The following is a 23790-nucleotide window of genomic DNA, read 5'->3' as shown; positions in this document are numbered from 1 at the left end:
CCATTTATTATAATAAATGATTTTCATAGACAAACAAAGATAAATCGAACATTTGAGGAAAATCATCCCAATAACCAAGAATCGGCTGCCATGATGATGTGGATTATGTCTGATCGTGCCATTCCAAGAAGTTTTCGAATGATGCAAGGGTTTGGCGTTCATACATTTCGCTTAGTGAATAAAAATGGAAAGTCACGATTCGTAAAATTTCACTGGAAGCCGAAGCTCGGCATTCACTCATTAATTTGGGATGAAGCGCAAAAATTAGGTGGTGCTGATCCAGATTACCATCGCCGTGATTTATGGGAAAATATTAATGCTGGAAACTATCCTGAGTACGAACTTGGCATTCAAATTTTAGAAGAAGAGGATGAATTTAAATACGATTTCGATATATTAGATGCGACGAAAATTTGGCCTGAAGAAGATTTCCCCGTTAAAATCATCGGGAAAATGACATTAAATCGCAACGTCGAGAATGTATTCGCTGAAACGGAACAAGTCGCGCTTCATCCGGGAAGTATCGTCCGTGGTATTGATTTTACAAATGATCCGCTCTTACAAGGTAGGCTCTTTTCTTATACAGACACTCAATTGGCACGCGTCGGTACGAATTATCAAGAATTACCGATTAACCGTCCGATATGCCCATTTCACAACAATCAAAGAGATGGTGCATCTAAATATATAATCGACAAAGGAAAAATTGCTTACCATAATAATTCCTTAGCAAATAACACTCCTTACACTGTCCCCGGTACAAAGGGTGGGTTCGTTACATATCCTTCTACTGTATCAGGGCATAAAACGAGAGAAACAGCCGCTAGTTTCAAAGATCATTTCTCTCAAGCACGTTTATTTTGGAATAGTATGAGTAACGTCGAAAAGGTTCATATTATGCAAGCCTTCTCCTTTGAATTAGGAAAAGTAAAAAGTAAATCGGTCCGCCAACAAGTCGTAACTATGATTGGGCATATTAGTACTGAATTAGCTACGTTAGTCGCTGAAGCGATCGGAGCAAAAGTCCCAAATATTCAAGAATCGGGCGTTACGAAATCATCGCCAGCACTCAGTATGGCAAATACGACATTTAGTTCGAATACATTACGAGTAGGTGTCATTGTTGCAAATGGATATGACGGACAAAACGCGCAATATATACTAAATCAATTCAAACAAGTTGGGTTGCAGCCAGTAATTGTTTCCGAGCGATTAGGTATTGTGCAAGGAACGCAAAATGTACGTTGGGACGTGAATGACACTTTCTTAACGGGATCTTCACTTCTTTATGACGGGCTACTTCTTATTGGAGGAAACCTTGATGAACAGTTTCTTAATAAAGCGAGTTCATTTGTCGTAGAATCATATAATCACTTTAAGCCAATTGGTGCCTTTCAAAATGGTTCTACTGTTATTCAATCTTTAAATATTGAAGGAAAGCCTGGCGTCCTAATAGAACAAAATCCTACGCAACTTGCAAATGAATTCATTAAAGCCATGACGAAACAACGCTTTTGGGATAGAGCATATGAATAGGTTAGGGGGATAATTTATGTTTGTTACCGTCGAGAAAGATGTGCATATTTTTGTGCAAGACGTTAATCCTGGACCCGGTAGTAAAACCGTGTTTTTCGTTCATGGCTGGCCTTTAAATCATCAAATGTACCAATATCAACTCAATGTGTTACCACAGCATGGTTTCCGCTGCATCGCTATGGATATACGCGGAAACGGGCAATCTGATAAACCATGGACTGGTTACACATACGATCGTTTAGCAGACGATATCGCCATTGTTCTCGAAGCACTTCAAGTAGAAAATGCTACATTAGTCGGTTTCTCAGTAGGTGGTGCTCTTTCTATTCGGTACATGTCCCGCTATAATGGCCATCGTATTTCTAAACTTGTATTAGTCGATGCTGTTTCCCCCTCTTTCGTTAAAAATCAAGAATCGCCCTATGGTGTCCCAAAAGAACAAGCAGATACCCTCATTAATCAAATGTATGCCAATATGCCAAAATTTTTAAATGATGTATCTTTATCATTTTTTAATAGAAACTTAGGATCTGCTACGTTAGAATGGTTTTCTTATCTCGGTATGCAGTCTGCTTCCTACGCTCTCATCAAAATATTGCAAGCAGCCGCAAATGAAGATGTAACGAAAGATTTAAGTGAAATTAACGTCCCAACAAAAATATTCCACGGTGTTCACGATCAACTTATCCCTTACAAAAGCGCTGAACTCACGCAAAAGCGGATTAAAAATTCTCAGTTACATCCTCTTACAAATAGCGGTCACGGCTCTCCAATTGATCAAGCGGATGAATTGAATGCAGAACTTATAAAGTTTTTGCATTCATAAAAATCTATACCAAATCGCTTCAATTGGAATGCATTTTTTGAAAAGATTAAAATTCACATATTTCTCACAAATCAATCAATAAAACGATTACCTGTACATTTATACTAAATGTACAGGTAATACTCCCTAAACCCAGCTTGTCTGGTTACCCCGTTAAATACTATAACAAAAAGAACTTGTATCGTTATACAAGTTCTTTTTGTTTGTTCTATTTAAAAAGTATATCTTTACTATACTGCTTTCCAGCAAGTAAATCATATTGGATCATTTTATATTGCTCTAACATTTCTTTTTGTTTCTTTGTTAAATCTGTTATCTCTTCCCCATCTTTATTAACCTTTAACTCATCTCTAAGAACCGGTATTTCTTTATGCATTTCCGATAAAAATTGATAAAACGGTGATTGATTTAGTCCTGCATAATCAAAAACAAGATTAGAAAAATAAATTGGACTTACTAAACCTAAATTGTCATTTGGCAAATCAAAATTTGCATACATTAACAATGGTGTTTCTGACATAATTAATCTTTCTCTTACCGTCTCTTCATTTTCTATATATCCTGCTTCTTTATAAATAGATTTATTAGTTCCTAACATAGGTAAATGATCTCCAAAGAAGACTAATAAAGTAGGTCTGTCTAAATCGTTAAGCTGCTCGATTAAATATTGCAGAGCTTCATCAGACAGTCTTACACCTTCTGTATATGCTTCTAATTCCGCTTTCGATTCCTCTTCTGTTAATCCACTAATTTCTATTTTATTTTCTCCAAACATATTTGGCGTATACGGAAAATGATTTTGCATCGTCACCGCATGAATAAATGTAGGTTCTTTTCTCTTATTTAATTCATCTATGATTTCTTTACTCATAGATAAATCACCAATATTGTCTCCCACTACTTCTTTATTTTTCATCGTATCTTCTGCATTAAAATTATCGAATCCCAATGTTTTATATACATCTTCACGTTTATAAAACGATCGATTAAACGCATGAATTGCACTTGCATAATACCCTTGTTTTTTCAACTCACTTGCAATCGATGGAATCTCTTTTTGGCTTGGAACAGCTTGTTGATATGGTATAGAACCTGGCATTAAAAGACTCATCGAATAACTCGTTAAGGCTTCAAATTCTGTATTCGCTGTATTCCCTCCAAATGTAGGAGCTATCGTTTGTCCACCTGGAAAATTCTCTGTATAATGATGTAAATTCGGCACTGGATCTTCGCTAAATGAAAGATTCGTTAATTTTGTTGGATCCCAAAATGCTTCACTCATAATAAATATAATGTTCGGCTTCTCTACTTTTTTTTGTGCTTTTACTTTGCCGCTATATTGTTTTTCTATATCCTTTGCAATTTGCTGCATACTTTCTTTTGAATATTCCTCTGGCTCTTTAATAACTGTCGTATCTAAGTTACTTAAAAATCCAATAATAAAACCATTCGCTTTATAATTTGCAGCTTGATTCCATGCACGGATGTCTACTCCACCTTTTATAAATAAATCATTCATAAAGGTAGTAGGATAGTTACTATATCCATACAACATAAACCCAGAGCCACATATTAAAATAATCCTCATAATAATATGTGATTTTATAACTGGAATATACTTTCGTATATACGTAACTACAAATACAATCAACACAATGCCAACGATTGTCAGGAACATATTCCAAAAACTAAAATACTCCATGACCATCGGTATAACGGAATTCATATGACCAATCTGTGTAAAATCAGACGGGTAGAATGGCTCTCCTCTAAAAATGAGTTTAAAATGGTTCACCATCACAAAAATAAGTAAGACTAAGCTAGTTATCGTTGTACTTAAGAAAACTCTTCCAAGCAAATTATATGCAAAAACGTATACCATATAAATAAATAACAGGCTTAATATATACTGTCCATATTGTAAATACACCCATGTATTTACTACTATAAGGTTCATGTCCTCCTGCACTATGATATACATCCAATTCATTGTATGAGCAATTAAAAATAATACGACATACACTCGAATAGCCGGCCTAAGCTTATGACTGATGCCTTTATTCAAATGAATGATATATAGTAGTACACTCCACAAAACAATAATGAGTATACTTAGCGGTATTTCCCCATTAAAAAAATCTTTCGTTCTCTCAAATTCGAAAGACCTTAACATAACAAAGAATAGCGTTTCTAAACAGATCGCCCACATTCCACTAAGAATGATAGAAATTAATAGATTCTTTCTCGGTTGCTGAGCCGAGAAACTAAAATGAAATTCATCTCTTCTTCGTCGCTGTGTAAAAACATTAAAGCGCAATTTATTCCCTCTTTCCTTTACCCCTTCGTCTCGCATCAACAAACATATTGTCATATACAAAATACCATATTTGTATGCAGCTAGTCTCCCTATGTGCTTGTAATAATACACATGTATCCTTAATTTCCCCTTAAAAATACAGTGAAACTTTAATTAGCTAGGGCCGTTCAAGATTGAACGGAATAAAACTTCTTCGCTCTATATTCTAACAGCATAAATGAACTATGCTTCACAAAATTATTACCATAAGAAAAGAACCTACCAACACTGACAGGTTCTCCTTCATTCTAACAGACATGAGCATATGTATTATATAAGAGAATACATCCATACTTTCCATATAATACATACAAGTAAGATAACTACAAAATCAAAAAGATCTAATCTCGGGCCCTTTTTCATATTCATCTCTAGCCACATATGAATCCATTTTCTTTTTGTATATTTTTGAATGTTTTTCTTTGCAAATCTGTAAATGAGTACTTGCATAATAAAAAAACCGACTACGAAAATGAACAAGAAAATGAGAAAATCGACCACAAAATTCCTCCCTATTTTTGCAGCGATTTTTCTACTATATGATTTTTCAAGACCCACTCTTCAAATTGAGCACTTCCAAATTCCCAGCTAAGATCACGAGCATGTACAGAAAAAACGTAATGACCAGCATATTCGTCCATAAATCTACCTGTCTCGATCTCATCTTTCTGAAGACCATATGTTCCAAAATTAAAATACACATCCCACACGTCTTCATTCTTCCGCTTATAAGCAATCGATTCCATATCACATTCTGTTCCGAAATAGTCAAGATGTAAATGTAAGCTATCATCGTATTCGTACTCCATTTTATCACCCCTTATATTTGTACTTCTTTACCACCCAAAAAATTCCTGCTATCTACACTCACATATGGGCACTTACCTACATATCATGCTTGTAGAGTGACTTATAGGAGGTGTCATATAGTGAAAAAATTAATAGCTGTTTTTTGCATCATGTTACTAGCTGTTTTCACATTTGCTGCTTGCAGTAGTAAAAAGGAAGGTACGAAAGAACAAACGCAAAACATTCGCATCGGCGAAGTTACCCATTCTCTCTTCTATGCCCCTTTATATGTCGGGATTGAAAAAGGATTTTTTAAAGATGAAGGGTTAAATATTGAACTCCAAACAACAGCCGGCGGAGATAAAACGATGACCGCACTATTATCTGGCGGAATTGATATTGCTCTCGTCGGTTCTGAAACGTCTATTTATGTTCATCAACAAGGTGCAAAAGACCCTATCATTAACTTCGCACAACTTACACAAACAGACGGAACATTTTTAGTTTCGCGTAAAAAATTAGACTCTTTTAATTGGAATGACGTAAAAGGTGTTACGTTTTTAGGACAGCGTAAAGGCGGCATGCCGCAAATGGTTGGAGAATACGTTTTAAAGAAAAATGGCATTGATCCTCGCAAAGATACAAACTTAATTCAAAACATCGAATTTGCTAACATTGCAAGTGCCTTTGCATCTGGTACTGGGGAATTTGTACAGCTCTTTGAACCGACTGCAAGTATATTCGAAAAAGAAGGAAAAGGATATATTGTCGCTTCGTTCGGAAATGAATCTGGAACTGTTCCGTATACAACGTTCATGGCAAAAGAAAGCTTCTTAAAGAAAGATAAAGATGCTGCTGAAAAATTCACACGTGCGCTCTATAAAGCACAACAATGGGTTGATACACATAGTCCAGAAGAGATTGCTGACACCGTTTCTCCATTATTTAAAGACACTTCAAAGGACATTACAGTAAAAGTAATTGAACGTTATAAAAGGCAACATTCTTATGCGACAAATCCGCTATTAGATGCTGAAGAATGGAAACAGCTCCAAACGATTATGAAAGAAGCTGGCGAATTACAAAAAGAAGTTCCACATGAAGCGCTCGTCAATACAAAAATTGCCGAAAGCGTTATTAAGAAATAGAGGCGAAGTGTATGAGTTTTTTACAAATACGTAACGTTTCTCACTGCTTTTTCGCGAAAGAGAATGCCAAACTAATTCTCGAAGATATGAGCTTACAAGTGGAAGAAGGCGAATTTATTTCTATACTCGGTCCAAGTGGTTGCGGCAAAACGACACTCCTCTCCATTATTGCCGGGCTACTTGATCCAATTGAAGGTATCGTCTTTTTAGATGGTGAGCCTATTACAACGAAAACTTCATCTATGGGATATATGCTGCAGCAAGATTACTTGTTCCCTTGGAAAACAATTGAAGAAAATATTATGCTCGGACTTCACACCCGAAAAATTTACAATGAACAGACGAAAGAACATACTTTACAGCTTTTAAAACAAGTCGGTCTACATGATGTAGAAGAGCAATACCCTCGTGAACTGTCCGGCGGTATGCGTCAACGTGCCGCTCTCGTTCGAACGTTAGCGACCGATCCTAAAATTTTATTGCTAGATGAACCATTCTCAGCACTCGATTATCAAACGAAATTGAAACTAGAAGATCTCGTTTTCAACTTACTACGCAAATATAAGAAAACGTCACTACTCGTAACACATGATATTGAAGAAGCAATTGCGATGAGTGATCGTATTTATTTACTACAAGCGAATCCCGGGAAAATTGCAAAAACATTTATCGTCCCAGAAAGCATCCGTTCCTTATCACCGTTAGAATCACGCCACCACCATGACTTCCCATCCCTCTTCCAAGATATATGGAAGGAGCTGGAGCGACTTGGATAATATAAAGCAACTACATGAACAGTTTCAGAAAAAAGAACGTAAGCGTGCATGGTTAGCACGCTCACTGCAGCTTTTACTGCTCATTCTTTTCTTTTCACTATGGGAAATAGCTAGCAAAAAAGAGTGGGTTGATCCTTTACTCTTTAGCTCTCCTTCAAGCATTTGGGATCTCTTCCTTAGTAAATGGATTGACGGTTCGCTTTGGGTTCACATATGGACGACATTACTTGAAACAGGAGTAGGCTTCATTCTTGGAACAGTGCTCGGCGCTATTATCGCTACTTTTCTTTGGTGGATGCCACTTCTCGCTCGCGTGCTCGACCCCTATCTCGTCGTCCTAAACGCCATGCCAAAAGTGGCACTTGGACCTATTATCATTGTAATCTTCGGTCCAAATATTTCTTCGTCGATTGCAATGGGGGTAATCATTTCCATCATCATTACCATTCTCGTTATTTACAGCGCATTTCAAGAAGTCGATTCTAACTATATAAAAGTGATGGACACGTTTGGCGCAAATAAATGGCAATGTTATAAGCAAGTCGTTCTCCCTGCATCCTTCCCAGCAATTATTTCAACGTTAAAAGTGAACGTTGGTTTATCATGGGTCGGTGTTATATTCGGCGAACTTCTCGTCTCTAAACAAGGTCTTGGCTACTTAATTAGCTACGGATTCCAAGTATTTAATTTCACGCTCGTCTTACTGAGCGTACTACTCACCTGCGTCCTCGCAACACTTATGTATGTGTTTGTTGAGGCATTTGAAAAACTTCTAATTGGAAAACGAAAAAGAAGCTGACTTAGGGCGATAAACTATAGTCAGCTTCTTTCTTTACCTTTTATCACACATCTTTGTTTCATTTGTAACGTTTCCATCCGCAACTGTAACTGTATGGAAACAATCTTTCACACGTACTGTAACGACATTTTCTTTTCGATCTATTACATGATAATCATCATACTTTTTATTTAATGCACTACGAATTTGCTCTCCTTCAAAAATCGGAAAACCGTGAGACATTACCCAAATGAGACCAGCAACCGCAAGAATCGTTTTCATACGTTTCATTACCTCCTTGAGAGTAAACTTATAGTCCCTACAATATGCGCATTATAATTGTGTCTAATTTGTGACATTTTTATACTAATTCTCTTTTAAAGCTTCAGTTCCTTCTTCTTTTTAAAAAAAGACAGAATTTTCAATTTTATAAACATAAAAAAACGCAAAGAACTAAAATTCTTTACGTTTTATTGGCTAAAATATATACCTCTCATTATTGTCCGCTTTGTTGTTCTATCGTTTTTGAGATATCATCTAATCCCGACAACACTTCTGCTCTCATTTTTACAAGCTCAGGGAACTGATAGAAGAACGCAATTTTTTTATACTTTAACTCCGATCCTTCTTTCACCTTTTTTGAATCTTGCAAAATAAATGCTGTAAACGTATCTGCAATATCTTCCGCTACGTTTGTCGTTCCATACTGTGAGACAAACTCCTCATGCTTTTCTTTAAAAAATTCAATTTGAGTTTCTTCACTTTCTTCTACTTTCTTTTCTATCCACTCCTGCTCAATGTCCTTCTAGAAAGAGTTATAAAATTGATTAATATAAGATTTTCCCCTCGCACATCCCTCTTGTAAGAAAAGAGTTTCACAGTTATTTCGGTACGTTGAAATATCTTTATCTTCTTCAAAATCCTTTACATAGTTTTCATCTACTGGTATTTGCTTATGCCCGAGCGTCAACACGTGAGCCGTCTCATGAATTAATGTTTTCATCACTTCATCGATATTTACCGCGGAATCAAGTGTATCTAAGCTTAGGGTCCAATCTTTCGGATTCTCCATACTAGGCATAACGTGAGCAACAACACCGTCATAACCGTCCGTTATTAAATCAAATTCGGTTATATTCCCGCGATATTTAGCTGGAATGAGCGTGCGGTACATATCCCATAAGTCTTCATGATAACCTCTATCTTGACGCTGTTGTAGCACCTCTTCTTTCGCTTCTTTATCTTCAGCGAATACTTTATTTAAACGTTTCCGTTCTATTTTTTCAAAATAAGGATCTACAATTTCATCACCATCAATATAATAAGAGGCTAAAAAGAAATAATTTTCGTCATCCTCTTTTTTCTGCTCTGCCTCTTTCATATTCGCACTTTCATACTCTTCTATATCATAATCTTCTACTGCTTCAAGCTCAGATAATCCATCTATTTTTTCATATACTTTTTGAAGTTTCCTATCTCCTATTTCCACGCATTCTTCTTCTGTTTTACAAACTTCTTTTTCCTTCACACTCTTCATAGAAATATCACAACCTGCTACTAAACCAATTGCGACGACAACCGCTACTAACTTACCATACAGTCTCTTCATATAAACCTCCGTCGTTCCATTCTACAAAAATATCATAAGCAATTTCTAACGAATATGCGATACTTAATTATACAAACTGTAAGGAGGTTTCTCATGATTCAAGCAATCTTATTCGACTTAGATGGAACACTATTAGATCGGCGCCAATCTCTAGAACAGTTTATTCATGATCAATATAATCGCTTTGCCTCTCACTTAATGAGCATAAAAAAACAGGGTATTGTTCTCGGTTTCTTGAACTCGATAATAATGGCTATACGTGGAAAGATAAAGTATATGCTACTCTCCTTTGCGAATACAACATTACCACTTTAACACCAGAGCAACTGCTGTACGACTACATTACAAACTTTCAACATCATTGTATTCCTTTCCAAAATATGCATGAATTACTTCAGCGTTTAACAGAACAAAATATTAAAATTGGTATTATTACAAATGGCTTTACTGACTTTCAAATGAATAATCTTCGCGCACTAAACATACATACGTATACAAATACAATTCTCGTTTCAGAAGCGGAAGGAATTAAAAAACCACATCCTGAGATTTTCGAACGGGCTTTAAAAAAGCTAGATGTTAAGGCCACAGAATGTCTTTACGTTGGAGATCATCCAGAAAACGACGTGCTTGGTTCTGAACGAGTAGGGATTCTTGGTGTGTGGAAGAGAGATTCATTTTGGGATGATTTTGAGCATCCACGTATAGTGAACGATTTGTTGGAGGTGCTTTCGTTTTTAGAGGTAAAAATGAAAACAAAATAATAGTAAATAAATTACATTGGCAATTTTTTTACAATATATCGACTTACCGACAAAAGCTGACAAACAAAAAAGAGGCCGTTTTTCAAAAACGCCTCCCCTTCCTTTATTATTCATATACTGTAAACTGCGGTTTACTCGGATGATCTTTAACTTGCGCACCATCTGGAAACTTTGAAACTTTTTGATATAGGGCAATGTCACCGATACAACCTGCTGTTAGTAAAATCCCTAAAAATGAGATGGATTGCACATTCGTAGTTAACCCAATTACAATTGGCAAAATTCCAGTTGGTAAAAACGGCAGCATTAACACTTTCTTCATTTGCTTTACTGTAATCGCCTGTTTAGAATGAGCATATGCAACACCTAATTTCCAATTAACACCCCATTTCAGTTCACTCCACGGAACACCACCGATATAGCGAAACCCTATTAAATGTATCGCTTCATGAATACAAACAAGAACAATCATTGCGATAATAAAAAGAAACAAGGTTGGTAACGTAATTTCAATTTGAAACTCACCTGAAAGAAGTGAATGTAAAAAACTAACTCCAATCGCCAGAGCAAATGCTATACAACATGAATAGAAATTTAATTTCCCCATCGAAACAGTAACAGTCGTTTCTTTTCTTTTATCCATCTTCCCCCTCCTAAAATGTAAATATATCTTTACAAAATTGTATAATATACCCAAAATGATGTAAAGATATATTTACATTTATTCTTACACACAAAAAAAAGAAACCGGCCACTTTACTTCGTAAAACAGCCGATTTCTTCTATATGTTTCATCGTGCGCGCCAGTACATCGTCACGCATTATAAAGCTAAATTTTCTATCCGTTTTAATGTTATCAGGAATGTCTGTTAATAAAACAGATCCTTTCGTTTCTTCGTAATGCGTATGTTCTTCTACCGCACTAATTGTTGCAAAATAAATGTTTTTAATGATTATTTTGTCTTTTCCAGATACTTTATATTGTCCTAAGTAAGTTAAATCAGAAACTATGCCGCCGGTTTCTTCATGAACCTCTCGAACTGCCGCTTCTTCCGGTGTTTCCCCTAATTCTACTTTACCACCTGGAAATTCAAGACCGCGACGTAAATGATGCGTTAATAACCATTGATCCCCGTACCGGCATACAACCCAAACATGCTTTGGCTCAGGAGAAAATGGATAACGTTCAAACGATAATTGTACAGTATTGTGGTAATAATCTTTAAATTTGTACATGCCATTACTCCCCTATTGATGGTTACAAGTTTTTCCTACCACAAATTGTAGCATATTCTCGCTTTTCTGCATAATATTATCCAATTACAATCCATTGATTATTCCCATTTGCGCGACTAATTCTTTCGTCTCATGATTACCTAAATCGTAAATCATTTTATATGCTTTTTGTAGTTGTTCATCATATCGGTCATTATTCGAATCGTGATGATACTCAACAAATGGAACGTGAGAACGTACAAATGAACCTAAATCCTCTACATATGCTTGATCAAAGTACTCTCTTAACTCCGTAATTTCCTCATCACTTGCGGAAATCTCAAAATTATACGTATCCGCCGTCTTCACTTGTGAAATTTGACCGTTTCCTATTGATATATAATATGTTTTTTTCGTCTCCATGTAACACCCTTCTTTCATCCTTTTAATTTCTATTGTTTTCATCAATTACAAAATTATGTAAAATAAAGAAAAGGAGGGATTCCATGTTCAAAATATTAATTATCGGTATTATAATCGTCCTAGTCATACTAGTACTCTCCGTCATGACGATTAATAAAGGCTACGCTTATAAACATTCTGTTGATAAGCCAGCAGATAATCCTTATACAAAAAACAGCAAGAAGAATTCATAATACGCTTCATATACTACTTATTTTAGCCCACATCCTATCCAGTATTAATTTACTGACATTTCAACATAACTTTCTACCACTTTCACAATTTCTATTAGGAGCTTTACTGTTTCTCATTGCCATTGAACAAATAAGGAAAAAGGATTCAGGAACAGGCTTTATTTGTATTACTGCTGGAGCTTTCTCTTTGATTGTTCTCATCATTACCTACATAAACTAGAAGGAGGGCTTTTATGTTAAAAGGCGTTCGAATTACTTTTGCACTTATCACTTTATCTATAGCAACCTATAGTTTTATTAGCGGTAACAGAGACATTATGCCTTACATGTTCATTTTCTTAGGAGCTATGGCTTTCACTATAGGTTTAGAGGAAATAAAAAAACAGAAACAATCTAGCAGCATACTTGCGTTCATGGCTGGAGCTGGTGCTTTATTACTTGGCCTCTCAGAAATATTTCGGTAAATAGTTTATTTAAAAAAGGGAGATTTATATGCTAAAAACCTTTCGCATTTTATCCGCTCTTATCGTCATCGCTCTCGCTTTATCCGGAATGTTTACAAACGCACTTGTTACAATGCCTTATATGCTCATCGCCTTATCTGTTATGACCTTCATCATGAGCGCAGAAGAAAAACAGAAACAAAAGAAAGTACATAGTACACTCTCCTTCTTTTCTGGCGTATTCACTTTAATCGTTGCTATTATAATTTTTGTCTCTCAATAACTATCTTTCTACTAGGAGGTTATAATGCATATAAGAAAATTACAGCTAACCATCGTTTTTATTACTTTAATCTTATGTTTATACAGCACATTTACAATGAACTTTCAAACCTTTTCACCTATCATTTTGTTCCTCTTTAGTTTATATGGCATTTTAGTAGGAATTGAGACGATTCAAAAACAACAAAAACAAATTGGAGCTATTAGCATCGGTTTAAGTCTTTTTACGATTGTTTTTGTTATTCCATTTATAATGTTCTTTTAAAGGAGAATTATATGTTTAAAAACATTCGAATTATAATAGCTACTATCGCTCTTATTCTCGCCCTATTTAGCTTCTTCGCAAACCTCTCTACGCTTTTACCATACGTTTTTATCCTTTTGAGTATTATGTTTATCCTTTTTGGAATCGATGAAATAAAAGAGCGGCAAAAAGCAAAAGCATTTGTTTATTTTCTCGGTTCTGCCTTTATTTTATATGTTGGGGTATCTAGTATACTTTCATAAAAAAGAGGCCGCCCAACACATATGTTAGACGGCCTCTTCTTTATATTTGATTCATACTATTGGCAGTTTTTGTCGGTAAGTCGATATCCAGTTTCGAAACATCGATATATTAAAAAAATCGTTAATATATTTCAAGTTGTGTTCGATATATTCGAAAAATCGTCGATATAATTTCATTTATCATCGTGTTACAAAAAACTGCCCTTTCACAGGCAGTTTTTTCTTTTTATCCAAATACTTTCTCAAGTTCATCTTTATCTTGGCTTAACCAGAAGTTCATTAAGCGTTGTGCTCCTTCTAAGTCGTGAAGCTTCGCTTGGCCACACTGTGTTTCATTTGCAGCTGGAATTTCTGTAATTTGAACCGCATCTTTTAATGTTAATTCTAATAAATCAATGATTTCTCGAACCGTTGGTGTTCCGCTTACTACAAGATAATATCCTGTTTGGCAGCCCATTGGTGAAATATCGATAATATCAAAATGCGGATAACGATCAATATATTTACGTAAATTAAATGCTAATAAATGTTCTAACGTATGAATAACATCTGGTTTCATTGCTTGTTTATTCGGTTGGCAAAAACGAATATCGAATTTATTTACAATACCGTCACTACCTACGTTGTGAACTCCGCAATGTCTTACATAAGGCGCCTTTACAATCGTATGATCTAATTCAAAGCTTTCTACTGATGGCATACAACATCTCTCCCGCTTTTAATTTAATTCCGTTATATCCAATATGATATAACGGAAATCAACATTAGTAAAGTATTATGTACAGTCGTGCTATAATACTTTAAGACTATGCTGAAAAGGAGACCATTATGAAACAGATTTTTATTGGGATTATACGCTTTTATCAAAAATTCATTTCTCCAATGACACCACCAACGTGCCGCTTTTACCCAACTTGCTCTCATTATGGATTAGAAGCATTTCAAAAACATGGTGCTCTGAAAGGGTTTTGGCTTACATGCAAGCGTATATTAAAATGTCACCCTTTCCACCCGGGAGGATTTGATCCTGTCCCAGATAAAAAGGATGACAAAGTAAATTCTTAATTGTCGTAACCATTCACAACTAAATCTAATTTTCCTGTGTCAGGATCTATAACAAGACCGTGAACAGGTACTTCTTCAGGAAGTAATGGATGGTTGCGAAGTATTGATACGCTATGTTCTACACTTTCTTCTACACTAGAGAATCCTTGTAGGAATCTTTCTAAATCGATTCCAGAATAACGAAGTGTATCTAATTTCTCTTCTGTTATACCGCGCTCTTTCATCTTCTCAATTGTACTGCTTGCTTGAATTTTTGCCATACCACAATCGTGGTGACCAACTACACAAACTTCATCAGCACCAAGTTCATATACAGCAACTAAAATACTACGCATAATACTTCCAAACGGATGTGAAATAACAGCGCCTGCTACTTTAATAATTTTCACATCACCGTTACGCATATTCATCGCTTTCGGTAATAATTCAACAAGACGAGTATCCATACAAGAGATAATTACCATCTTTTTGTTTGGAAATTTACCTGTTTCGTACTCTTCGTATTTTTTTTCTTCAACGAATTTTTCATTGTATTGTAAAATCTCTTCTAATGACTTCATAGTAAAGAACCCTCTTTTCTCTCATTTACATTACTTATATAGTGTACCAAAATTTAAAAAACTCAAAAAGGATATTACTTTATAGTGAAAATAAGATATTTTCAGATAACCGACATAATTCTTTCAAAATATACACACACCTTTGTAACAAGTCCCTCCTATTTAAAACGTATTTTCACTATAAACTGATTGTAGATAATGTAAAAAAGGAGTGAATATTCATTATGTCCGACGTTCTGTTACTGAGTCGTTTTCAATTTGCAATTACTATTTTTTATCACTTTTTATTTGTACCTTTGACAATCGGACTTGTTATTTTAGTAGCATGTATGGAAACTCAATACGCCCGCACATTGAATCCAACATACCGCAAAATGGCAAATTTCTGGGGTAAATTATTTACAATTAACTTCGTAATGGGGATTATAACTGGGATTACGATGGAATTCCAATTTGGAACAAACTGGTCTGAGTACTCCAAATATATGGGAGATATTTTCGGATCACCTCTCGCAATCGAAGCACTCGTTGCCTTCTTCTTAGAATCTACTTTCATGGGAATATGGTTATTCGGTAAAGACAAAATTTCACCAAAGTTCCGTGCCTTCTGTATGTGGATGGTTGCACTTGGAACAAATATTTCCGCCCTTTGGATTATTACAGCAAACGGTTTTATGCAAAATCCTGTTGGCTACGTCGTACGTAACGGCCGCGCTGAATTAAATGATTTCTGGGCACTTGTGACAAATCCATATGCTTGGAACATGTTCTTCCATACTGTAATTGGTTGTTATATCGTTGGTGCTTTCTTCGTTATGGCAATTAGCGCCTATCATTTATTACGTAAAAATGAAGTGGAATTCTTCAAAAAATCATTTAAATTTGGTTTAATGTTAGGTTTATTCGCTGCAACTGTTACACCGTTTATGGGTCATCAGTCTGGTGTATCAGCAGCTAAATATCAACCAGCTAAAGGAGCTGCGATGGAAGCAGTTTGGGAAACTGGAAAAGGACAAGGCTTTTCGATTGTTCAAATTCCTGATGTAAAAAACGAAAAGAACTTTGAATTCCTTACTATTCCGAAACTAGGGAGTTTCTTCTATACAAACTCATTTAATGGCGAAATTGTTGGTTTAAAAGATATCCCGAAAGATGAACGTCCAAATGTTAACCTCGTGTACTATAGCTTCCGCTTAATGGTTGCACTTGGTATGTTCTTTATGGCATTAACTTGGTACGGTTTCTACTTAAACCGAAAAGGAAAACTAGAAAACTCAAAACGTTATTTAAAAATTACAATATGGTCTGTCTTACTACCATATATCGCAATTAACGCTGGTTGGATTGTTGCCGAAGTAGGTCGTCAACCATGGACAGTTTATAAACTAATGCGTACAGCAGAATCTGTATCACCTATATCTGTTCCACAAATTTGGTTCTCATTAATTAGTTTAATCTTGTTCTACACATTACTTTTAATCGCAGACGTATACTTAATGCTAAAGTTCGCGAAAAAAGGACCAGCAGCATTAGAAGAACCTGCTACTGAGGGAGGTGCAGCTCATGTCTCATGATATGCTTGCAATTATCTGGTTTGGTTTATGGGGCGTGATTTGGACAGTTTACTTCATTCTTGATGGATATGCACTTGGTAACGGAATGATTTTTCCTTTCGTTGCGAAAGACCGACAAGAACGAAATCAATTACAAGAAGCAATCGGCCCATTCTGGGGTGGTAATGAAGTATGGTTAATTACAGCTGGTGGCGCAACATTTGCTGCCTTCCCAGTCACATATGCAAATATGTTTAGTTACCTATATACACCACTATTTTTAGTATTACTCGCACTGTTTGCTCGTGCTGCCGGACTTGAATTTATGCATAAAGACGATTCACCAATTTGGCAAAAAACTTGTAAATGGGCATTTACAATTGGTAGTTTCCTAATCGCCTTCTTATTCGGTGTTACGTTCGCTAACCTTTATTACGGACTACAAATCGGAAAAAATGGCTATGAAGGAAATTTACTAAGCTTACTAAATCATTATGGTATTTTAGGTGGTCTGTTCTTCACTGCTATATTCGTCGTATCTGGCGCCCTTTGGGTTATGATTAAAACAACTGGTGAAGTATCTGATCGTGCTTATAAAATCGCAAGACCATTTTCAATGGCAGCTGCTATCATTTTAGCTATTTTCTATGTAGCAACTGCAAATCGTACAAATTTATTCCAAAACTTCACAGAATATCCGGTACTATTCATTCTTCCGGTACTTGCAATGTTAATGAGTGTACTCGCACTTATTATGGTGTACAAACATAATATAGGTCTCGCATTCACATTCGTTTGCTTAACAATCGCAATGTTTATGACAACTGGATTTGCAGGTATGTTCCCAAGAATGTTACCATCTCGTATTAATGATGCTTATAGTACAACGCTATATAACGCAGCTGGTAGTCAATTAAACTTAAAAATTATGTTCTTCGTTGCAATGGTTATGGTACCAATTGTTATTGGATATCAACTTTGGAGCTACAGTATCTTTAAAAATAAAATTCATAAAGACTCTGCTAAAGGGTATCACTAAAATAAAAAAAGACACTTCGTTTGAAGTGTCTTTTTTGTACGTATGATTTTTGATAAGATGTTATATTTCCAATCTAACAACTATAATACAGAAGAATCATGAACAGCTCACAGCTAGATTGTAGCACAGGGCACGTTCATCATTTTATGCAATTTTACATATTTATCTATAAAGTAAACTGTATTCCTTGATCGTTCGCATCGCTATCCCTTACATCTGCTGTACTAATACCACTAAATGTTTGTACTTTTTTTCCTGTATTCGATGATCCTGATCCATTATAAGCTTTCGTTTTTTCAATCGGCTGCACGTTATATTTATCTCCTAAATTAATCGTTCCGTTACAGTTTTCAATAATAACGCCTTCCACAACTGATGGCATTTTGTCACCTACTTTCATTTCCTTACTTTTATTTTATGAGAACCGCCTAAAAAAATAGCATGTTTCCATAAGAAAAAGCACTCAAACTGAGTGCTTTTTCTTATTTACCTTTTTTCTTTTTCTCACAAGCAATTCCATCGCCATCACGATCTAAATGCTTACCATAATATGGACTATCTCTTGTAATGTCATAATATCCAGCATCGTTTGCTTCTTTACAATTAGCAAAACGTTTCGGATCCGGTTTCACTTCAGGTTTTACTTCTGGCTTCACTTCTGGTTGTGGTTGTTTTGCTCCTGGTCTTTCTTCAAATGGTAACGTTGCATTATATAAGAACTGAACGTATTGCTCACGACTTACATGCATTTTAGGTGCGAATTTACCATCACCAGTTCCAGCCGTAATATAATTTGATTTAATTGCAGTAATCGCAGGATTCGCCCATCCATTTCTATCTACATCCGGGAAATTATGATCGCCTCTTATTTGCAATTGGAATCCCCTTGTCAAAATTTGTGCCATTTCTTCACGAGTTAATGAATCTTTCGGTCTAAATTTTCCTGTGTTATCTCCAACGAATACACCCATCTCTGTTAAAGCAAGAATCTCTTTTTTAAACATAGTTGAACGATCCGTAACATCTTTATACGGATTGTTATACTGTTCTTTTACTGTCGGTTTTAAATGACGGAACATAAGAGCTGCAACTTGCTCACGTGTTACATCATCACCAAATCCAAAAATCCCATTTCCGTATCCAGCAACAACGTTTTTATTTGCTAAATCCATAATCGCTTTATAAGACCAATGATTGTTTGGAACATCTTTAAAATCTGCACTTGCCTGCGCTGTTCCAATTGAAGTAAATGCTGTAGTTGCAACAATTGCACCTGTTAAAATTAATTTTTTAAATCCCATACTTAAGTCTCCTTTTCTTTCCTATAATAACCATTTAACAATATAACAAATTATTTAAATATATTTTGTCACATTATGTCGAACAAAAAAAAGAATCCAAAAGGATTCTTTTTTGCTAAGCATGAATGGCAATTTTGGAGACAGTTGACTTCTTCAAAAATTTATTAGGGGTAATATTTTGAAAAAGAAAGCCTTTCATATGTAGGTTAACACCACTGGAATATATAGTAAATTGATAATATTTATACGGAAGATTGCTAATTTTTAGTATAGATACTTTCCACTATATCAACAGTGAAAAGTATCTACATGAAACAATAAAAAGGTGCCTTCAAAGAGGGCACCTTTCATAAACAGACGCTATAAAACAGAATTATTTATTGTTATACGATTGTTAGATACAAAAAGTAGAGGGAAATGTTTTTAAGAAATTCTGCTTTATATAGTCTGCCTACCACTTATATTTTAATCCTCTTCACTTGAAAATAAATATAATATGCATAATTACATGAAAAAAAGAAAAGACACTCCATAGAGTGCCTTTTCTACCATTTTACTTTTAATATATCGCTTTCCATACATTGTAACATATGTATCTATATATTTTATTGAGAAAATTCTAAATCATTTTTTCTTTCATTTTCAATTATAAAATCATGTAATATAAAGGGTATGTCAAATTATTATACAAATTGAGGTGTACTATATTTATGTATTTTGGAATTATTCCTCTTATATTGTTTATTATTTTTCTTATCTCTTACTTAAAGGATCCGCGAAAAATAATAAACGGCTTTTTATTTAATGTTTTTTTCTGTTTTTTCCTTCTTTTTTGTGTGATTATATCTGTAAATTCAAGTATTGATGTCCTACGCTATAGTATAATTTTACCTATTTTAGCACTTATTCTTATGATTCCTTTCGGTGTTGTTGCTTTAATGTTTGGGCTATTTCTGAATGCGAGAATTTTAATGAAACGAGAAGGACGACGGTTCACTAACTGTTTAACACTCATTGCTGCTTTAGGTATTTTATTCTGTATATTATTCTTTTTCATAAGTCCAGCAAGTTTCTTCTCACCGCATTTGCAACCTATTTTTGGTGGAATTTCTCTTATAACCTTATATTTCTTTATACACTTATCTAACTTCTTAAGCGCTTATTTTCTATATCAATTCAACAGACCAAGGCGTAATCAAGATTTCATCATCGTTCTTGGTAGCGGCTTAATTAATGATAAAGTACCGCCTTTACTTGCAAGTCGTATTCATAAAGCAATCGACTTTTACTGGAAACAAGCCGCTGTGAATACACCACCAACAATCATTTTCTCTGGTGGACAAGGTCCAGATGAAGGTCTTCCAGAAGCGGAAGCGATGCAAAAGTACGCTGTTGAAAAAGGAATCCCGCTTGAACATACAGTGCAAGAAAATCGCTCTGTAAACACATATCAAAATATGTCGTTCTCTAAAGAAATTATGGAGTCTTTAAAACCTGAAGGTAAGTATAGAAGTATTTTTACAACGAATAATTTCCATCTTTTCCGCGCTGGTATATATGCAAGACAAGCGGGGCTTAATAGCCAAGGAATCGGATCAAAAACTGCATTTTATTACTGGCCTAATGCAATGATTCGTGAGTATGTCGCAATCGTTGTGATGGGACGTAAACGTCATATGAAAGTTTGCGGAGCTATTTTAGGATTTTCTTTATTCCTATCCGTGCTTAGTTTTATCATTTCTTAATAGTCTCCCATCCTTTGAAAGGATGGGATTTCTTATACTCACTTCAAAAATATTTTAAAGTGAGTATGGTCATAATATCCCCTGCATACATCCATTAAAGGAGAAATTTTTCAAATTAAATGTTAAAATGGAAGTTAGGTGTGAATGACGTAACAAATAAGAAACTAGTTTGAAACGAGGAAATTACATGGAGAAAATTATCAAAAACAAGCCCAATAAGCTAAAAATTGCTTCAAAAGCTTTGATGATTATTATTGGGGCATTTATCACAGCGTACGGATTAGAAGCAGTATTAATTCCAAATAACGTATCAGACGGTGGTGTGACTGGTTTAAGTATCGTTAGTTCAAGATTATTTGGATTGCCATTAGGAGCTCTAATCGCAGTTATTAACATTCCTTTCGTTTGGTTAGGATATAAGCAAATCGGTAAAAGCTTTGCTATTTATTCCATTATCGGGATTGCTTCATTAGCAGTAGGTACTGTTGTTATGCACGGAATACCAGCTATTATTGAAGGCGATACACTACTTGTTACAGTTGTTGGTGGTATTATTATCGGTTTCGGTATGGGACTAGCATTACGTAACGGCGGCGCATTAGATGGAATCGATATGCTAGCTGTATTGCTTTCTCGTAAGTTACCTTTTGGAACAAGTGACCTTATTTTATTCTTAAACATGTTCGTATTTATTTTCGTATCAACAGTATTCGGTCTTCAAGGAGCTATCCTTTCGGCAATTGCTTACTTTATTGCTTCGAAAGTGATTCATATCGTTGAAGTTGGTTTAAGTGGTTCGAAAGCATTTAAAATCATTACGAAAGAGCCTGAATTAATGGTAGAAACAATTCGTGATCGTTTAGGCCGAAGTGCAACATATAACGAAGTATACGGTGGTTATTCAAGAGAGAAATTCAAAGAAATTTCTTGTGTAATTAACCGTTTAGAAGAAAGTAAAATGAAAGAACTTATTAATGAAATCGATCCACACGCCTTTATTACAGTTTATGACGTAGCAGAAGTAAAAGGCGGTAACTTTAAGAAACGTGATATTCATTAATCATCATGAATAAAGAGGGTGTGCCAACAATTTGGCACACCCTCTTCTTATTATGAAGTTGCGGTCGTTGTCGGTAAGTCGATATATTTCAATAATCGCTGATATAATTTTACTCTCCCCATCTTCTTCCTCTCTTAATCCATGCTACGTATTTTTGAAAGGCAGGCACTTCATGTTGAAAGCGCAGCGGAACATATAGAAAAAGAGTACATGTACATAGTATCCATAGAATACCTACTACAAAGTGAAATTTCATCGTTGTGCTAATAAACAAACTGTGGAATAAAACGAGGAACATAATCAAACTAAACCTTTTATATATAGTCATACTAATTTCCTCCTTATAACTTAATTGTACCAGCTACAAGGAATTAATTTCCATAATAAAAAGACCGAAAAGCAACTTCTCCTTTTCGGCCTCTATACCTATCTTCTCTTCGTAATTTTTCCTGAACCACCGACCCTCGTTTTCGGAGGAGATGTATTCCTTGGCGGCGTTTTAATAGATGATTTCGGCTTCACATCTGATCCGCTCGAGCCACCTGGTGTTTTTGTAATTTTTCCTTTGCTTCCAGTAGAAGGCGGAGGCGTACTACTTCCTTTTTTCGTAATACTTCCTGTATCTCCTACGGAAGGTTTCGAATCTACATTATCGCCTCGCTTAATGATAGATCCTTTCCCTTCCTTCGTAATTGGAGGCGGGGTTTTCTTTTCTTCTTTCGTAGGCGGTCTCTCTGGAATAACCGGTTTATGATTTTGTCTGTCATTATATCCGCGATAATCACCGTATGATGATTTTCGTGAACCGAATATATCGTTTAAAATACTTCCCATAATATATCCTTGCAGGAAGGATGGTTGGTAATTTTGACGGACAAATTCTTTATTACTTATTTCAATTAACGTATCAGAAGGTTTCTCTTTATCCTTTTGCAGGTTATAAATCTTATCAGAATAAACGAGGAACATTTGATTTTCGTCTTCTTTAGATGCTTGCTTCGGTTCTCTTTCATTAATGAGTTCCTTTGCGACTTCAGGAACTGACCGATTGGCGGCCCTATACACGTAAGATTCTTGTTTACCTTCTTTTGCGACAGATTCTAGTGGATAACGGTCTTGAATCGACTTTGTCTGTCCGCCTTGACAACCTGATAAGGCATATCCAGCAACAACAAGTAATAGAACGATAGCAAGTATAGGGATTACGAACGATTTAATCATGGTAAACAATCGGTTTGACATGATTACGCCCCCTTACGTTGCTCTTATAATTTGTACATCAGCAGGAATAATTGCTTCTCCCTCATACATCATTGTGCGACCATTTTGCCATTCAATACGTAATAATTTTCGGTTATCTGATTGGAATTCCCATACGTACTGTTCCTCTGAAGCAGAGAATGGTGTTTTCCCCATCACAACAACACGTCCGTTATATTGCTCTTCCATATGGTACTCTGTATCATCCATTTCAATTGTCGTCGGAACTTCATCAATTGAATCTAAACGACCATCGATTGGTGTATATAATTTGTAATACGTATTTTCACGATCTTCAATTTTTAAATAACGAATATCTTTCCCGTCTTGCAGTGTTAAAACAATTTCTTTACGAGAATGCATACTCGTTTTCCCAGTTAATTCGTACATGACTAATGAAACTTCAATCATATCGCCAGGAGCTAACGTTAACAAACTCTTCTCCGGTTTCGGCGGTTCTGGGCTCTTCATTATATTTTTAATTCGTTTAAATAAACTCATGATTTACCCCTCCTTCTCTCT

The 23790-nt window shown here is 35.4% G+C and carries 29 protein-coding genes and 3 pseudogenes; 17 read left to right on the top strand and 15 right to left on the bottom strand.

From position 1 onward, the window contains the following. Nucleotides 1-66 precede the first annotated feature (66 nt). A pseudogene (locus DM800_RS05715) lies at nt 67-1536 on the top strand (catalase); the annotation flags it as partial. A gap of 16 nt (nt 1537-1552) precedes the next feature. Continuing rightward, entirely contained in the window at nt 1553-2362 is an 810-nt protein-coding gene (locus DM800_RS05710; RefSeq protein ID WP_088064636.1) for an alpha/beta fold hydrolase, read from the top strand. A 208-nt stretch (nt 2363-2570) separates the two neighbouring features. Here DM800_RS05710 and DM800_RS05705 read toward each other — a convergent pair whose 3' ends face one another. From DM800_RS05705 to DM800_RS05695, 3 genes are all read right to left on the bottom strand, one after another. Next, nucleotides 2571-4715: an LTA synthase family protein gene (locus DM800_RS05705; RefSeq protein ID WP_147786657.1), complete on the bottom strand. Its 2145-nt coding sequence runs from the start codon at nt 4713-4715 to the stop codon at nt 2571-2573. Nucleotides 4716-4988: 273 nt separating this feature from the next. Then, a complete protein-coding gene (locus DM800_RS05700) occupies nt 4989-5219 on the bottom strand; it encodes a hypothetical protein (RefSeq protein WP_087984884.1) in 231 nt (76 codons plus the stop codon). Between the two features lie 11 nt (nt 5220-5230). Continuing rightward, the gene (locus DM800_RS05695; protein WP_147786564.1) at nt 5231-5527 is read right to left on the bottom strand and encodes a DUF3986 family protein; all 297 of its coding nucleotides are present in this window, start codon (nt 5525-5527) and stop codon (nt 5231-5233) included. Nucleotides 5528-5647: 120 nt separating this feature from the next. Here DM800_RS05695 and DM800_RS05690 point away from each other — a divergent pair, with 120 nt between their 5' ends. The 3 genes from DM800_RS05690 to DM800_RS05680 are packed head-to-tail and all read left to right on the top strand — an operon-like array spanning nt 5648 to nt 8230. Beyond that, nucleotides 5648-6655 (top strand): ABC transporter substrate-binding protein, encoded by a 1008-nt coding sequence (locus tag DM800_RS05690; RefSeq protein WP_147786563.1) that lies wholly within the window; start codon nt 5648-5650, stop codon nt 6653-6655. Between the two features lie 11 nt (nt 6656-6666). After that, nucleotides 6667-7431 (top strand): ABC transporter ATP-binding protein, encoded by a 765-nt coding sequence (locus tag DM800_RS05685; RefSeq protein WP_088064639.1) that lies wholly within the window; start codon nt 6667-6669, stop codon nt 7429-7431. Then, entirely contained in the window at nt 7424-8230 is an 807-nt protein-coding gene (locus tag DM800_RS05680; RefSeq protein WP_147786562.1) for an ABC transporter permease, read from the top strand. The genes DM800_RS05685 and DM800_RS05680 overlap by 8 nt, the downstream gene beginning before the upstream one ends. Before the next feature lie 33 nt (nt 8231-8263). On the opposite strand, the gene DM800_RS05675 is transcribed toward DM800_RS05680, so the two are convergent. Both DM800_RS05675 and DM800_RS05670 read right to left on the bottom strand, forming a co-directional pair. Continuing rightward, nucleotides 8264-8491: a hypothetical protein gene (locus DM800_RS05675; RefSeq protein ID WP_000849118.1), complete on the bottom strand. Its 228-nt coding sequence runs from the start codon at nt 8489-8491 to the stop codon at nt 8264-8266. A gap of 214 nt (nt 8492-8705) precedes the next feature. Continuing rightward, a pseudogene (locus DM800_RS05670) lies at nt 8706-9818 on the bottom strand (zinc metalloprotease). Nucleotides 9819-9911: 93 nt separating this feature from the next. Here DM800_RS05670 and DM800_RS05665 point away from each other — a divergent pair. Further along, a pseudogene (locus DM800_RS05665) lies at nt 9912-10582 on the top strand (HAD family hydrolase). Between the two features lie 106 nt (nt 10583-10688). Here DM800_RS05665 and DM800_RS05660 read toward each other — a convergent pair. From DM800_RS05660 to DM800_RS05650, 3 genes are all read right to left on the bottom strand, one after another. Further along, on the bottom strand, nt 10689-11225 hold the full coding sequence (locus tag DM800_RS05660) for a DUF3267 domain-containing protein (protein WP_087984890.1): 537 nt from the start codon (nt 11223-11225) through the stop codon (nt 10689-10691). 113 nt (nt 11226-11338) lie between these two features. Then, nucleotides 11339-11818 carry an antimutator 8-oxo-(dGTP/GTP)ase gene (gene mutTA, locus DM800_RS05655; RefSeq protein WP_000276386.1) on the bottom strand — a complete coding sequence of 160 codons (480 nt, stop codon included), beginning with the start codon at nt 11816-11818 and terminating at the stop codon, nt 11339-11341. Between the two features lie 84 nt (nt 11819-11902). Further along, nucleotides 11903-12220, bottom strand: a complete 318-nt coding sequence (locus tag DM800_RS05650; RefSeq protein ID WP_000448410.1) for a hypothetical protein — start codon at nt 12218-12220, stop codon at nt 11903-11905. Nucleotides 12221-12303: 83 nt separating this feature from the next. On the opposite strand from DM800_RS05650, the gene ytzI reads away from it, so the two are divergent. The 6 genes from ytzI to DM800_RS05620 are packed head-to-tail and all read left to right on the top strand — an operon-like array spanning nt 12304 to nt 13685. Beyond that, entirely contained in the window at nt 12304-12453 is a 150-nt protein-coding gene (ytzI, locus tag DM800_RS05645; RefSeq protein WP_147786561.1) for a YtzI protein, read from the top strand. Further along, the gene (locus DM800_RS05640) at nt 12446-12673 is read left to right on the top strand and encodes a DUF3953 domain-containing protein (RefSeq protein WP_147786656.1); all 228 of its coding nucleotides are present in this window, start codon (nt 12446-12448) and stop codon (nt 12671-12673) included. Before ytzI ends, DM800_RS05640 begins: the two co-directional genes overlap by 8 nt. Nucleotides 12674-12686: 13 nt before the next feature. Beyond that, a complete protein-coding gene (locus tag DM800_RS05635; RefSeq protein ID WP_088123588.1) occupies nt 12687-12917 on the top strand; it encodes a YczI family protein in 231 nt (76 codons plus the stop codon). Nucleotides 12918-12945: 28 nt separating this feature from the next. Next, a complete protein-coding gene (locus tag DM800_RS05630) occupies nt 12946-13179 on the top strand; it encodes a DUF3953 domain-containing protein (RefSeq protein ID WP_147786560.1) in 234 nt (77 codons plus the stop codon). Nucleotides 13180-13203: 24 nt separating this feature from the next. Continuing rightward, nucleotides 13204-13443, top strand: a complete 240-nt coding sequence (locus DM800_RS05625) for a hypothetical protein (protein ID WP_064474485.1) — start codon at nt 13204-13206, stop codon at nt 13441-13443. Nucleotides 13444-13454: 11 nt separating this feature from the next. Next, a complete protein-coding gene (locus DM800_RS05620; protein ID WP_098230337.1) occupies nt 13455-13685 on the top strand; it encodes a YczI family protein in 231 nt (76 codons plus the stop codon). Nucleotides 13686-13911: 226 nt separating this feature from the next. Here the strand turns inward: DM800_RS05620 and luxS are convergent, their stop codons facing one another. Then, the gene (gene luxS / locus DM800_RS05615) at nt 13912-14385 is read right to left on the bottom strand and encodes an S-ribosylhomocysteine lyase LuxS (RefSeq protein WP_001141371.1); all 474 of its coding nucleotides are present in this window, start codon (nt 14383-14385) and stop codon (nt 13912-13914) included. 128 nt (nt 14386-14513) lie between these two features. On the opposite strand from luxS, the gene yidD reads away from it, so the two are divergent. Next, nucleotides 14514-14750: a membrane protein insertion efficiency factor YidD gene (yidD, locus tag DM800_RS05610; protein WP_000809334.1), complete on the top strand. Its 237-nt coding sequence runs from the start codon at nt 14514-14516 to the stop codon at nt 14748-14750. On the opposite strand, the gene DM800_RS05605 is transcribed toward yidD, so the two are convergent. Further along, nucleotides 14747-15310, bottom strand: a complete 564-nt coding sequence (locus tag DM800_RS05605; protein ID WP_000838167.1) for a beta-class carbonic anhydrase — start codon at nt 15308-15310, stop codon at nt 14747-14749. The two genes, yidD and DM800_RS05605, sit on opposite strands and share 4 nt — an antisense overlap. Before the next feature lie 224 nt (nt 15311-15534). Here DM800_RS05605 and cydA point away from each other — a divergent pair, with 224 nt between their 5' ends. Both cydA and cydB read left to right on the top strand, forming a co-directional pair. Then, nucleotides 15535-16884, top strand: coding sequence for a cytochrome ubiquinol oxidase subunit I (gene cydA / locus DM800_RS05600; RefSeq protein ID WP_048541033.1), 1350 nt, complete (start codon nt 15535-15537; stop codon nt 16882-16884). Beyond that, nucleotides 16874-17902 carry a cytochrome d ubiquinol oxidase subunit II gene (cydB, locus tag DM800_RS05595; protein WP_098148036.1) on the top strand — a complete coding sequence of 343 codons (1029 nt, stop codon included), beginning with the start codon at nt 16874-16876 and terminating at the stop codon, nt 17900-17902. Before cydA ends, cydB begins: the two co-directional genes overlap by 11 nt. Nucleotides 17903-18068: 166 nt before the next feature. On the opposite strand, the gene DM800_RS05590 is transcribed toward cydB, so the two are convergent. Beyond that, the gene (locus tag DM800_RS05590; protein WP_033657613.1) at nt 18069-18302 is read right to left on the bottom strand and encodes a spore germination protein; all 234 of its coding nucleotides are present in this window, start codon (nt 18300-18302) and stop codon (nt 18069-18071) included. An 82-nt stretch (nt 18303-18384) separates the two neighbouring features. Beyond that, the gene (locus DM800_RS05585; protein ID WP_088609444.1) at nt 18385-19203 is read right to left on the bottom strand and encodes an S-layer homology domain-containing protein; all 819 of its coding nucleotides are present in this window, start codon (nt 19201-19203) and stop codon (nt 18385-18387) included. Between the two features lie 710 nt (nt 19204-19913). Between DM800_RS05585 and DM800_RS05580 the strand changes: the two genes are divergently transcribed. Together DM800_RS05580 and DM800_RS05575 are read left to right on the top strand one after the other, a co-directional pair. Then, complete coding sequence (locus tag DM800_RS05580) at nt 19914-20948, top strand: YdcF family protein (protein ID WP_087984896.1); 1035 nt, start codon at nt 19914-19916, stop codon at nt 20946-20948. Nucleotides 20949-21135: 187 nt separating this feature from the next. Further along, nucleotides 21136-22008 carry a YitT family protein gene (locus tag DM800_RS05575; protein WP_000411244.1) on the top strand — a complete coding sequence of 291 codons (873 nt, stop codon included), beginning with the start codon at nt 21136-21138 and terminating at the stop codon, nt 22006-22008. Nucleotides 22009-22117: 109 nt separating this feature from the next. Here the strand turns inward: DM800_RS05575 and DM800_RS05570 are convergent, their stop codons facing one another. The 3 genes from DM800_RS05570 to DM800_RS05560 all read right to left on the bottom strand — a co-directional run bounded on the left by DM800_RS05570 (nt 22118) and on the right by DM800_RS05560 (nt 23769). After that, nucleotides 22118-22336 (bottom strand): hypothetical protein, encoded by a 219-nt coding sequence (locus DM800_RS05570; protein WP_147786559.1) that lies wholly within the window; start codon nt 22334-22336, stop codon nt 22118-22120. 98 nt (nt 22337-22434) lie between these two features. Further along, nucleotides 22435-23250, bottom strand: coding sequence for a DUF4247 domain-containing protein (locus DM800_RS05565; protein ID WP_000071201.1), 816 nt, complete (start codon nt 23248-23250; stop codon nt 22435-22437). A gap of 12 nt (nt 23251-23262) precedes the next feature. Then, complete coding sequence (locus tag DM800_RS05560) at nt 23263-23769, bottom strand: DUF4178 domain-containing protein (RefSeq protein WP_000051753.1); 507 nt, start codon at nt 23767-23769, stop codon at nt 23263-23265. Nucleotides 23770-23790: the final 21 nt, after the last annotated feature.

Origin of the sequence: Bacillus sp. AY18-3 (assembly GCF_008042305.1) — a bacterium.
Classification (GTDB): Bacteria; Bacillota; Bacilli; order Bacillales; family Bacillaceae_G; genus Bacillus_A; species Bacillus_A wiedmannii.
Note: the sequence above shows the minus strand (reverse complement) of the source record. Positions and strands in the feature narration are given on the sequence as shown.